This window comes from Pseudomonas sp. RIT288 (assembly GCF_000631985.1).
GTDB lineage: Bacteria > Pseudomonadota > Gammaproteobacteria > Pseudomonadales > Pseudomonadaceae > Aquipseudomonas.
Genome location: NZ_JFYN01000001.1, coordinates 481601 through 493841, shown reverse-complemented (window position 1 = coordinate 493841; position 12241 = coordinate 481601). Strand labels below are relative to the sequence as shown.

Annotated in this window: 13 protein-coding genes; 7 read left to right on the top strand and 6 right to left on the bottom strand. The window is 58.9% G+C overall.

Annotated elements, in window-relative coordinates:
* The first annotated feature begins 3 nt into the window (after window positions 1-3).
* The 6 genes from BW33_RS02260 (at window position 4) to BW33_RS02235 (ending at window position 4762) form a co-directional block, all read left to right on the top strand.
* Window positions 4-375: a hypothetical protein gene (locus tag BW33_RS02260; RefSeq protein WP_052032672.1), complete on the top strand. Its 372-nt coding sequence runs from the start codon at window positions 4-6 to the stop codon at window positions 373-375.
* Window positions 376-394: 19 nt separating this feature from the next.
* On the top strand, window positions 395-943 hold the full coding sequence (locus BW33_RS02255; RefSeq protein ID WP_047596813.1) for a hypothetical protein: 549 nt from the start codon (window positions 395-397) through the stop codon (window positions 941-943).
* The gene (locus tag BW33_RS02250; RefSeq protein ID WP_047596811.1) at window positions 930-1778 is read left to right on the top strand and encodes a tetratricopeptide repeat protein; all 849 of its coding nucleotides are present in this window, start codon (window positions 930-932) and stop codon (window positions 1776-1778) included. Before BW33_RS02255 ends, BW33_RS02250 begins: the two co-directional genes overlap by 14 nt.
* 2 nt (window positions 1779-1780) lie before the next feature.
* A complete protein-coding gene (locus BW33_RS02245; RefSeq protein ID WP_047596809.1) occupies window positions 1781-2536 on the top strand; it encodes a lysozyme inhibitor LprI family protein in 756 nt (251 codons plus the stop codon).
* 71 nt (window positions 2537-2607) lie between these two features.
* Entirely contained in the window at window positions 2608-3588 is a 981-nt protein-coding gene (locus BW33_RS02240; protein WP_236645179.1) for a hypothetical protein, read from the top strand.
* Window positions 3589-3673: 85 nt separating this feature from the next.
* A complete protein-coding gene (locus BW33_RS02235; protein WP_236645178.1) occupies window positions 3674-4762 on the top strand; it encodes a hypothetical protein in 1089 nt (362 codons plus the stop codon).
* 56 nt (window positions 4763-4818) lie between these two features.
* Here BW33_RS02235 and BW33_RS02230 read toward each other — a convergent pair whose 3' ends face one another.
* Entirely contained in the window at window positions 4819-5190 is a 372-nt protein-coding gene (locus BW33_RS02230) for a DUF6124 family protein (protein WP_027610398.1), read from the bottom strand.
* A gap of 518 nt (window positions 5191-5708) precedes the next feature.
* On the opposite strand from BW33_RS02230, the gene BW33_RS02225 reads away from it, so the two are divergent.
* Complete coding sequence (locus BW33_RS02225; RefSeq protein ID WP_047596805.1) at window positions 5709-6092, top strand: helicase; 384 nt, start codon at window positions 5709-5711, stop codon at window positions 6090-6092.
* 266 nt (window positions 6093-6358) lie between these two features.
* On the opposite strand, the gene BW33_RS02220 is transcribed toward BW33_RS02225, so the two are convergent.
* The 5 genes from BW33_RS02220 to exbD form a co-directional block, all read right to left on the bottom strand.
* Complete coding sequence (locus BW33_RS02220; RefSeq protein WP_047596803.1) at window positions 6359-7759, bottom strand: aminoacyl-tRNA deacylase and HDOD domain-containing protein; 1401 nt, start codon at window positions 7757-7759, stop codon at window positions 6359-6361.
* Window positions 7760-7838: 79 nt separating this feature from the next.
* The gene (recG, locus tag BW33_RS02215) at window positions 7839-9914 is read right to left on the bottom strand and encodes an ATP-dependent DNA helicase RecG (RefSeq protein ID WP_027610400.1); all 2076 of its coding nucleotides are present in this window, start codon (window positions 9912-9914) and stop codon (window positions 7839-7841) included.
* Window positions 9915-9923: 9 nt separating this feature from the next.
* Window positions 9924-10853, bottom strand: a complete 930-nt coding sequence (locus BW33_RS02210; RefSeq protein ID WP_007962352.1) for a hydrogen peroxide-inducible genes activator — start codon at window positions 10851-10853, stop codon at window positions 9924-9926.
* A 211-nt stretch (window positions 10854-11064) separates the two neighbouring features.
* A complete protein-coding gene (locus BW33_RS02205) occupies window positions 11065-11814 on the bottom strand; it encodes an energy transducer TonB family protein (protein WP_047596801.1) in 750 nt (249 codons plus the stop codon).
* Complete coding sequence (gene exbD / locus BW33_RS02200; protein WP_007920333.1) at window positions 11811-12239, bottom strand: TonB system transport protein ExbD; 429 nt, start codon at window positions 12237-12239, stop codon at window positions 11811-11813. Before exbD ends, BW33_RS02205 begins: the two co-directional genes overlap by 4 nt.
* Window positions 12240-12241 lie beyond the last annotated feature (2 nt).

Below are 12241 nucleotides of genomic sequence, written 5' to 3'. Positions count from 1 at the left end.
TGGATGAACCGGTTTTTCATTCGGCCTGTGCTGATTGCGCTTTCGCTTTTATCTCATTCACTGCCCGCGACTGCCAGCGAAGGGAGTTGCTACGGCTACCTTACTGAGCTTGTCAGGAGCAGCGATTTTCCGTTTCGTTATGTCGGCAAGGACAAGGTCAATTTGCTGATCGATGAGGATGACGGTGAAGTAGTGCGCGCTCAGCTGTTTTTCGACACCGACGGCACCGGCACGATTGGCTGGATCAAATACACCCCGGCTACCCGTGTATTGCTCAATAGCTCGGCGGAGTTGGAGGAGCCAGTGGCATTGTCATTCGATGCCAAGTTTGCGGACGGCTATGCGAAGTGCTTGGCGGAACAACAGGCTGGTTAACGGCGAAAAGGATTTCTTAATGAATCAGTTTTTGTTTTTCGGGGGGCTGGCATGGTTGTTCTCTTCCCCAGCCTTCGCCGCGCCGACGGATGCTTACACCCAACGCGATGTCATGCAGTGCGGCGGTGTTGAAGTGGTGTTGGTGTCGTCTTGCCGATCGGTGACGGTGGATGATGCGGAAACCCACGTTATCCCGGTTTGCTCCGACCAGACCATCAACATCGGTAGCAAGGTGCTTCGACGCGATATCAGCAAAGTTTCACAACTCACTTCCGACGGTGCGAAGACGAAGATGTTGAGCAATGTCGTTGTGGCGATGGATTGCGTGGAAGGCACCCAGGGCAGCCTTGTTTCGATAGGCGGATATGGCGGTTGTGGTGCCTGCGCGGAGTGGCATGGGTATTACTCGACAGCAGGGCTATTGGAGCAATACAGCTTCGATAATAACCAACGCTCTTTTGGCTCGAAGGGATCTCGGGAAGAGCTGATCAAGGCCTATGGCGTTACGAAGAGACAGCTAATGTCAGAAAGCCCGGCGGTGAAGAGGATCGTCTATGGCCAGCCTTAAGTGGGTGTTGATGATCGGCAGCTTTCTTGCCGCCACAAGTGCCTTTGCCGAGGACCCACCGATAGTCGGCATCGACGGACACACCGTGACGTTTAGAGCGACAAAATGGACGATGCCCGGTGTGGATTCGGCGACCGCATGGTTCACCGCCAACGGCAAAACCTTCCCGCTCTTCAGTGCCGATGTCGGCGCCGACGGACACCCGGACTGGCTCAGTCCTGACAAGAAAACCTTGCTGCTCGACCCCGTCGTGTTCGGCATGTTGTCGCTTGAAAATGGTGAAGAAAAACTGGAGTCGCAACAGCATTGCGATGTGATCTCCATGGAAACTGGTTGCGTGCTGGCCGAGCGTTCCCCTCGTTTTTGTCTCGGCAAATGGGTGGGCAATCAGTGGTTTTCGGAAGATGGCGAAGTCCTCACGCCTACCCTGGAAACGGAGTCCCCAAGAGACTGGCTGAAATATATTTCGACCATCAACGCTGCGCAGTCCCGCGCTGACTCCATCGAATCGGGTCTGACTTTTTTGAGTCCCGAATCCTACATGGCGTGCTATCCCCCGGTGCAAAATGTTCAGGCGTACAACGACCTGGGTTTTTATCTAGCCGAGAGCGGTAGAGATGAGCTGGCGCTGAAGTTTTATCGCGGCGTTGAGACCGTTGGTAAACGCACAGTGCTGATGTTGAACATCGCCGACTCCCTCTGGCGCCTTGATCGCAAAGGTGAAGCGCAACGCTATTACAGCCAGTACCGCGACGCGATGAGCACCGACGGCAAGGCGCAGAAAATACCTCGACGCGTAGTTGAGCGATCCGCAATTCAGGGAATGAAAAATTGAACATGTTTGTGCGTTTTATCGCGTTGTCCTTTGGATGCCTGTTTGCCTCTTTTGCGATGGCCGAGGACGACTGCAAAGAAATCACCGTTAGCGCCCAGGTCGATCGGTGTGTGGAGGCAGCCCGCAAGGAAGCCGACACGCAACTCAATGCCAGCTACAAGAAACTGCTGGGACGGTTTGAGTCTCAACAACGGCGTGACCCTGAGCAGGGTAAGGCGCTGGTCGCCATGGCCAGAGAATCCCAGCGCGCCTGGATCAAGCTACGCGACACCACATGCCCGCTAGAAGCCACGGAAATCGAGCCTGGGATGGCAGCGCATGTCACGACTATCAACAACTGCGTGGCCAGAATGAGTCTGGAGCGTGCGGCTTATCTGGACACGATCGTCGCTGATGAGCCGGGTAATGTGGTCGATCTCAACAAAGTGTCCAGAACCGACGCCCATCGATTTGGGGATGTCGTCGCGCGCTATGTCAGCACCTTTGGCAGCCCATGCCTGACAGTCCAGATATTGGCGCCCAATGGCGGATGGAGAGTGCTGTCCTCCAAGCGGTTCTGCAGTTTCGAAGGCAAGGCATTTTGGACGGAATATGCCGATGCCGGGTTTGAGGATCATGTGTTTGCCGAGGATGGGTTGCACGTGACGCTCAGTTTGACGGAGCATCGTGGACTTGGAGAGAAGCGCCTTGCCTGTGTGATTCCGATTCAGAATGAGCAAATCAAAGAACTGAAATGCGGTGCACCTGAATCATCGTGAAACCATCAGCATTAACATTCGAAGATTGATCAACAGGGAAGTGAGTGGAATTGGCAAGGCTCTTAAGTTGTATGAGTACGCTCGGATTCATGGTCGCCTTGTTGGCTCAGCAGGCATTAGCGAGTGATCCACAAACCATCGGTGAGCTGCATCCGCCTGTGGTTGCCTCGCTCGGTGATCAAAAGATCACGGTGTTCTTTTTGAAGAACAACCTCAAAGGTCAGGTAGAGGAAGGACACGTTCCTGATGCCGAAATCTTCTACACCTCAATGAACGCCTTGAAGCCTTCGCTGAATTATGTGTGGAAGGTCGAAGGTGAGCAGATCGCTTCGGTGTTTTTCTTTGAGCGAAAATTCCCCGAGCGCGCGGGGAAGTCCATGTTTGTTCTGACAAAAAATAAAGTGCCGGACCGTCAATACAGTCATTTCGAAGGCGACTCCTATTCAGTACTGGAACTACCGCTCTTCATGGACGGCGATCACTTGGCTTTGCAGTTCTTCCGCGGCGACCCTCCAGAGCCCGAGTTTCAGAACTGCCGCGACGGTCTAAATCTGGAAGACGATGTAGAAGTCGAGTGTGCTTACAAGGATGCGGCAAGCATTAAGAAACGCTTGGCGGAGCTGGATGCGAAGATGATTGCGGATTCAAAACGGGATCAGGAAAATCGCCAGCAGCCGATCAGAACCGATGGTGACGCGGCCAATGCCACTAGCCCTTCGACCGACTTTTCCGCGTTCCTCACAGCCTTCTCCGAGCGCGCCGACGTGCAGAAATCCTTCGTCCAGCAGCCACTAAAAATGGTTACAACTGTGGCCGGCGATCCCGAACCCGAGATGGAAAAGCGCAGCGTCAGCGGCGATCAGCTCAAGTTTCCAATCATTCCGGATCAAGCAAAGCGAGAGGCTCAGGGGCTGACGTTGACCGTCAAGGAAGAGCGGGGCGACAAGGCAATTGCGATCCTGCAGAAGCCAGATACCGACTACGTCTTCGAGTATCGGTTTGTCCGTGGGCAATGCTGGAAGTTGGAAGAAGTGATGGATTACTCGCTTTAAAACGCAGAGAACTGGGCTGAAGAAAGAAGTCTGTTCAATCAGATCAGTAAATCATGAGCAGGGAAGCAAGTTGAAAAGATTAGGCTTGCTCGCGTTATTGCTGTGTTCTTTCTCTGTGGCTGCGGGGCCGATGTTCCCGTCCATCATGTCATGCATGGAGGCCGGCAGCGGCTGCGCGTTGGCGCTGAAAGACAACTTTTTGGTGGACGTAAAGTCAGGGCAACGTTTCTCAGTGGAGGCAGAGTCGGCCGGGGCAATGAGTGGTTTCTGGCTGTATCGAGATGGCGAACGTTACATCCTGGAGAACGAAAACTACTCCCAGGCAAAGTCCCGACGTTGGCTGGTTTTTACCTACGACGGCGGAAAAGTATTACTCGACGGCGCCTATATTTTCTCGATAGACATTGACCCGAACACCGGACCTTATTGGCACGGCTACGACTGCCGAGGTGATGCCAAGCCGTTCGCAGTGCCAACGAAGGAACCCTTCAGTGAAGTTGCCTTGGAGGCGTTGTGCGGTGGTGCTGAGGGCTGGGTGGTCTCAGGAAAAGACAAGGCAGTTCCCGTATCAGCCAAGGGGCTGGCCGTCAGTGTTCCCGTTTATCACGCCCGCAACCGTGATGGTTCAGCAACCTACCTGTTTACTGAAAGCGATGTTCCGGATCTTTCGAAGCTAGTGTGTTTGTCCAATTGCGCCGACGTCACTCAAATACCAGAACGCGTTTCGCAAGAAACCGCGCCATTGCAGGGCGGGCAGGATGGAACGTTGTGCTCCGCCGAAGAAGACATCTACTTCAGCTGTCCTTTGACGGGAGGTAAAACGGTTTCTGTTTGCGCGAAAGGGAACAACAAGCCCACTGCCGGATATGTTCAATACCGTTACGGTTTTCCGGGAAAGATAGAAATGCTCTATCCGCAGAAGAGCGTGCCTCCCAAGGGCAAGTTCTTCGTAGTGGATGCGTCGGAAGGCAGCGTTAACCTGAACAACATCAAATTCAAAAAGGGCCCGTATACCTACCTCGTTAATCAGGCGTTTGTGAGTTTTCTGACGGTGCTCAAGGATGACAAGGTTGTGTTCCGGCAGTCTTGCAGTGCGGGCGGTTATTCATTTGTTAGTCGGGTTGCCCGTCAGGGTATAGAGGCACTGCCTAAAAGCGCTGAAGACTTTAGATAGCGAAGACGACTGCAGAAAGGGGACTTAACGTCCCCTTTTTTCATCCGCAAATCCCGCTACGACTTGGCCGCCAGGTTCCGCACTTCAATATGGTCGAGCGTCCCTTCCACCATCAATCGCACCCCATCCGCCATTCTGCTCAGGGCCAGTGCAACCGAGCGGCGGGAGCCGTGGAGGTCGTCAGCGAGGTCGCAGGCGATGGCGCTGATGGACAGGAGGTCTTCGGAGGCGTTGGCCATGAGGGCTTCGGCGTCGGTGCCGGGGGTGAGGCTGAAGAGGCCGGTTTCGCGTTTGGGTTGGGATTCGGTGCGCGGTTTGAAATGGTGGTCGAGGGCGCGTTCGGCGGCCTCGTGGAATTTCTTGGACTCCAGTGATTCGTAGGGCGATATGTCTGGGGTTTCGGGGGGATTGGGTGTTGGTTTGATCATTCGGTCTTACTCCAGTTTCAGGAGCCGACACCGTTTCGCTCGCACTTCGAAAGTGGTGGCAGCTGTGCATAGGTGTGCAAGACCGGTGGAGTCACCCGGCAGACCCTAAGGCCTCCCATACACAGCAGCCATAACGATCCGCGAGCATAGGAAAACGCTCGGCGAATTGCCATAACCAATGTGGACTCCCGCCGGACTTGCACGTCCGTATCACCAATTCGTGGTGACCTATTGAGGCTATCGATGAACCCTCATTCTGCCTAGTTCACGCACAACACCACGCTTTGCAGGAAATTTCCCATAGGTTTGCAGGCTGGAAGATCAAAAGATCGCAGCCTTCGGCAGCTCCTACAGGGATGTGTTTCAACAGGTGTAGGACGTGGGGGGCAGAAGTGTGACTTGGCGGTCATCGTGCGGGAAATGGTCTGCATCATCTTCCAATAGCGGCCGATAGTGGCGTTATCGTCTGAATCCCTTACACTGCCCCGGCCGTTCATTTTCCTTTTGAGGCTGTGCGCATGAAATTTCGTTTTCTTCTGTGGATGATGGGTTTGTTGATGGGTAAGGCCAGCCGGACAAATCCTGCGTTCCAGCAGCAGTTGGGTGACAAGGATCTGGTGTTTCAGCTGCAGACGCTGGACGGGAAAGTGGCGCGGCATTTCGTGGTGAAGAATCAGCGCATCACCAGCAAGTCTGGGGTGGTGGCGGAGCCGGCGTTTGCGATTGCGTTCAAGGATGCGGGTTATGCCTTTGCCACGATGCAGGCGAAGAACAAGCAGCTGGCGTTTATGCAGGGAATTCAGGACAAGTCGATTCAGCTCAAGGGCAACCCGGCGCTGGTGATGTGGTTTCAGGGGTTGATGAAGTATTTGAAGCCGAGGAAGGCCAAGCCTAAGGCTTGAGTAGAAGGGCTGTTGTGGCGAGGGAGCTTGCTCCCGCTGGGCTGCGGAGCGGCCCTGAACCCTGAGGCCTTGTTGTGTCAGGCATGCCTTGTTGGCTGGATTTGCGACTGCTGCGCTGTCGAGCGGGACGGTGCGACGATTCGACAAGCTCCCTCGCCACAAAGGTTGTGTTGAGTCAGGTTGATTGGGGTGGATTCTTCGCGAGCAGGCTCACTCCTACAGGGATTACCTAAACCTTGTAGGAGTGAGCCTGCTCGCGATGGCGTTTAAGCCTGGCTGAACTGCGACGCCAGTTCGCGCAGCAGGACTTCGGCTTCGAGGACTTTACTGACCACGTCGTTGGCTTTGTCGCGGCTCAGGCCGACGCGGTCGAGCAGGGCGTCGGGGATGTCTTCGTCGGGGCCCGAGCCGATGCCGCGGCTGCGCAGCAGGCGCACGGCCAGGCAGACGAGGTTCGGGTATTCGGCGTACGCGCCGTCGTAGCTTGGGTCGTGCTGGAAGCGCAGGGCGGTGGCCAGTTCATCGGGCATGTCCCAGTAGCGCATCAGCCACGAGCCGATCTGTTCGCGGCTGATGCCCAGAAGGTGTTGCTCGATGTAGCTGTGGCACAGGTGCGGGTTGACCTCCAGGTGACGGCAGATCAGCGAGAAGTGCGGCGGGAACACGTGGGCCAGCAGCAGGTAGCCGAAGTTGTGCAGCAGACCGGCCAGATAGGTCAGGCCTGCTTCCGGACGCTGGGCGCGCGGCATGGCGCGGGTCAGGCCCTCGATAACGGCGGCGGTGTAGATCGATTGCTGCCAGTACGGCGTGGTGTGTTGCGGATGGTCTTTCGGCAGGCTCAGGGTCTTGCCGAGGGCCAGGCCCAGCGCGAGGTTGATCACCAGATCGAAGCCCAGCACGCGAACGATCGCGTCTTCCACCGAACGGATCTTGCCCGGCGAGGCGTAATACGGCGACGCCGCCCAGCTGACAACTTGTGCAGCCAGCGCCGGGTCGGTTTCAACGACGCCAGTGATGTCGTCGATGGTGGCGTTGGGGTCAACGCGCAGCTTGATGATTTTTTGCGCGGTTTCGGCCAGCGGTGGAATCTCGATCGTCGCTTCCAGACGCTGCTGAATCCGGCGTGCAGTGAACGCCTGTACAGCCTGGGTGATTTCCTCGCGGTCATCGTCCGGGCGATCGAGATTCGGGCGGATGCTGCTCAGGGCTTCGCCGAAATTGGCGGCGCTGGCCTTGGTCAGCATGCTCTTGAAGGCTTCGCTGGTGATTTCCAGCAGCAGGCCCGGCTCGCCGGAGTTGATCAGCAGTTTCGGCTCGCGCAGCAGGCTTTCTTCATACAGGCACGGCGAGCTGGTCAGCGCCGGCAGGCCCGGCAGCAGGCTCAGGCTGTGTTTGCCGAGCATCTTTTCAAGGCGCTCGGTGGACACGGCGGTCAGTCGCCGGCCAGTGAGTTCGGCGAGGCGGTTGAGGTCGAGCAACTGGCTCTGCGGAAACAGCACCATCAGCGCGCCGACGGCATCGTCCAGCAACACGGCTTGTACTTTGCGCGAAGCATTGAGGCCGTGGTGGTCGAGCACTTCTTCGTAGGCGATACCCAGCTTGCCGAGCAGCAGCCGAATTACAGACGGCGCGTGCGGAAGTTCGGGGGCGAGAGCTGCGTCAGTCATGGTCTGTATCCGTTTTTGAAACAATGGCAGGAGTATAACCAGCTCTGTAGGAACGATCCTGCACAAACTGCGACGGTGCTCACACTTGGCCGTATTGCTGCCCGTGACGCAGCCAGCGGTCGAGCAATGGGCTGACGTGAGTCGGCCAGCGTTCCAGCAGCGCTTGCGCGGCATCGCGTACGGCGGGCAGCAGATCGGCGTCGCGCATCAGGTCGGCGACTTTGAATTGCAGTAGGCCGGTCTGACGGGTGCCGAGCATTTCGCCGGGGCCGCGCAGTTCGAGGTCTTTTTCAGCGATGACGAAACCGTCGTTGGTCTCGCGCATGATGCCCAGGCGCTGGCGGCCGATCTGCGACAGCGGCGGATGGTAGAGCAGCACGCAATGGCTGACCGCGCTGCCCCGACCGACGCGACCGCGCAACTGGTGCAACTGCGCGAGGCCCAGGCGCTCGGGGTTTTCGATGATCATCAGGCTGGCGTTGGGCACGTCGACGCCGACTTCGATCACCGTGGTGGCGACCAGCAGTTGCAGGTTGCCGGCCTTGAACTCGGCCATGACCGCGGCTTTTTCGGCAGGCTTCATGCGCCCGTGAATCAGTCCGACTTTCAGCTCGCCGAGGGCGGCGGTGAGGTCTTCGAACGTGGTTTCGGCGGCCTGACAGGTCAGCTCTTCCGACTCTTCGATCAGCGTGCACACCCAATAGGCCTGACGCCCTTCGGCGCAGGCGCTGCGCACCCGTTCGATGACTTCAACGCGGCGGGTATCGGTGACCAGCACGGTGTTGACCGGGGTGCGACCGGGCGGCAGTTCGTCGAGGATCGAGGTGTCGAGGTCGGCATAGGCGCTCATCGCCAGCGTGCGCGGGATCGGCGTGGCGGTCATGATCAGTTGGTGCGGGCACATGCGCCCGCCGACGCCTTTCTGCCGCAGCGCCAGACGCTGCTGCACGCCGAAGCGGTGTTGTTCGTCGATGATCACCAACGCCAGATTCTTGAACTGCACTTCGTCCTGGAACAGCGCGTGGGTGCCGACCACCATCGGTGTGCCGCTGGCGATCTGTTCCAGCGCGGCGACGCGGTTCTTGCCCTTGAGCTTGCCGGCCAGCCATGCGACGTCTATGCCCAGCGGTTCGAGCCAGCGTTTGAAGGTGATGAAGTGCTGTTCGGCAAGGATCTCGGTCGGCGCCATCAGTGCGACCTGATAGCCGGCCTCCAGCGCTTGCAGCGCCGCGAGGGCGGCGACCACGGTCTTGCCCGCGCCAACGTCGCCCTGAATCAGCCGGAGCATCGGTTCGTGCTGGCTGAGGTCGTAGGCGATTTCGTTGCCCACGCGTTGTTGCGCGCCGGTCGGGTTGAAGCCGAGGTTGGCCAGGTATTTCGGTGGCAGTTTTTTCGCTTTCGGCATCGCCGGCGCGCGCAGCGAACGCATGCTCTCGCGTAAACGCTGTTGCGACAGTTGATGGGTCAGCAGCTCTTCGAAGGCCAGCCGATGCTGGGCCCAGTGATGACCGAGGGCCAGCTCATCGACGTCGGCGTCGGCGGGCGGGTTGTGCAGGTAGCGGATCGCATCGGCCAGCGGCGCCAGTTGGTAGTCGCGGGCCAGTTCGGTCGGCAGCCAGTCGGGCAGAGTGTTCGGCTTGAGCAGCGTCAGGGTCTGCATGCACAACTGGCGCAGGCGCTGTTGGGTCAGGCCTTCGGTGAGCGGGTAAACCGGGGTCAGGGTTTCGTCCACCGGCGGCGGTTCGTCACCGGTGATGGCGCGGTATTCCGGGTGATAGATCTCCAGTCCCGAAGCGCCGGGCCGGACTTCGCCGTAGCAGCGAATCCGCGTGCCGCGCTTGAGGCCTTCTTTCTGCGCGTTGCTGAAATGGTAGAAGCGCAGACTCAGCCCGCCGGTGCCGTCCTGCATGCGCACGACGAGGCTGCGACGCCGGCCCATGACCACGTCGGCACCGCTGACGGTGCCTTCGACCACCGCGTCCTGGCCCGGGCGCAAGTGGCCGATCGGCACTACACGGGTGCGATCCTGATAACGCAGCGGCAGGTGAAACAGCACGTCCTGGAGGTTTTCCAGGCCGACCTTGGCCAGTTTCTCGGCCATGGCTTCGCCGACACCCTTGAGTGCCGTCACCGACACTTGCGACAGCTCGGTCATGACCCTGGCTTAACCGGCTGTGACCGGTGCGGCGGGCTTGGCCACCGAGCACAGGCGAACGGAGTCGGCGAGGATCTCGATGGCTTTCGGTCGTGGGAAGCTCGCGCGCCAGGCAATCGCCACGGTGCGGAATGGCACCGGCGCCGACAGTGGGCGCACTTCGATCACGCCCGGGGCATAGTGGTGGCTGTCCACCGCCGACAGCGGCAGGATCGAGATGCCCAGACCGGACGCGACCATGTGGCGGATGGTCTCCAGCGAGCTGGATTCCACTGTGGTGTGCTTGGCCCCGTCGTTGCCCTTGGTCAGGGTCGGACAGGCTTCCAGTACTTGATCGCGGAAGCAGTGGCCTTCGCCGAGCAGCAGCAGGCTCTTGTCGTTGAGCAGGCCCGGGTCAATGGATTCTTTTTGCGTCCACGGGTGCTGGGCCGGCATCAAGACGTAGAACGGCTCGTCGTACAGCGGCAGGGTCAGCACGTCGGCTTCGTTGAACGGCAGGGCGATGATGATCGCGTCGAGCTCGCCGTTGCGCAGTTTGTCGCGCAGCACGTGGGTGAAGTTTTCTTCGATGTACAACGGCATCTGCGGGGCGACCCGGTGCAGTTGTGGAATCAGGTGCGGGAACAGGTACGGCCCGACGGTGTAGATCGCGCCGACTTTCAGCGGGGCGGTCAGCTGGTTCTTGCCGGCCTGGGCCAGTTCACGGATGCCTTGTGCCTGCTCCAGGACTTTCTGCGCCTGGGCGACGATGCCTTCGCCGACCGGGGTCAGGCGCACGGCGCTTTTGCTGCGCTCGAAAATCAGCACACCGAGTTCGTCTTCAAGTTTTTTCACACCCACCGACAGGGTCGGCTGGCTGACGTGGCAACGCTCGGCGGCGTGGCCGAAGTGCTGCTCTTGGGCGAGGGTAACGATGTAGCGTAATTCTGTGAGGGTCATAGCAAGCGTCCATGAAGTTGCGGGCCAAGCATAACGGCTGCAATCGATAGACGCACGTTATCAGACTGAGTGAGGAATGCGACACCGGGCAATGTGAGTTTGCCGTTTATGGATGAGCTGAAAAGCAAAAGATCGCAGCCTTCGGCAGCTCCTGCAGGGGTGCGAATACCTGTAGGAGCTGCCGAAGGCTGCGATCTTTTGATCTTGCTACTTAACGACGACGTTCGAGCGAGTACACAAACGGCGCCACAATTTCGATCGAGCCGTTGTTCAGCATGTCGGCCGGTGGCTTGGGCAGCGGTTGCGCGCGGCGGATCATTTCCAGGGTGGCCCGGTCCAGATCGGCGTTGCCCGAGCGGCCCACCAGTTCGAACGACAGCACATTGCCTTCAGCGTCGACAACGAAACGCAGACGGTTCAAGCCTTCCTTGCCCCGAGCCTGAGCGCTGGCCGGGTACTTTTTGTACTTGGCCAAATGCGCGAGCAGGGTGCCTTGCCAGCTGGCCTTGGCGGCCAGTTGTGCGGGCGACGGCCCCGGTGCCGGCTGGGCGGATTTCTCTGTCGGTGCCTGGGTCGGTTGCGTGTCGGCCGGTTTTTCCTCGGAAGGTTTTTCCTTCACCGGCTCCGGTTTTTTCTCGACCGGTTTGGGCGGCTGCGGTTTCGGCTTTGGCTTGGGTTTGGGCTTCGGTACGGCAATCTCGGCCTTGGGTGCTTCAGCCAGTTTCGGAATCGGCAACTCTTCGACCGGAGCCGGAGGCTGCGGCGGTGTGACGACTTTCGGCGGAGCAGGCGGTGGCGGGGCCGGAACCGGTGCCAGCTCGACCATCATTGCCTGCGGCGGCAGTTCGATGGGCGGGCGGGCGGTCCAGTTCAGCGCCAGCGCGATGGCCAGCGCGTGAACGCCCAGCACCACGGCCAGGCTACCGCTGTAACGCGTCAGCTTATGGCGCGTCGTGATCATTTCTTGGCTGCCGTCTCAAGTCCGACCAGACCGACCTTCAGATAACCGGCCGAGCGCAATTTATCCATCACGCTCATCAGGTCGCCGTAGTCCACGCCCTTGTCGGCCTGGAAGAAGATAGTGGTGTCCTTCTTGCCCTGGGTCTTGGCGTCGAGCACGGCGCCAAGGGTTTCGGCTTTCACTTCATCGTCGCCGATGTACAGGCGCTGATCGGCTTTCACGCTGAGGAACACCGGTTTCTCCGGGCGCGGCGCCGGTTTGGCGGTCGAGGCCGGCAGGTCGACTTTAATGTCCACTGTAGCCAGCGGCGCGGCCACCATGAAGATGATCAGCAGCACCAGCATCACGTCGATGAACGGCGTGACGTTGATTTCGTGGTTCTCGGCCAGATCGTCGTCTGCGCCTTCTTTCAAATGCAGGCCCATGG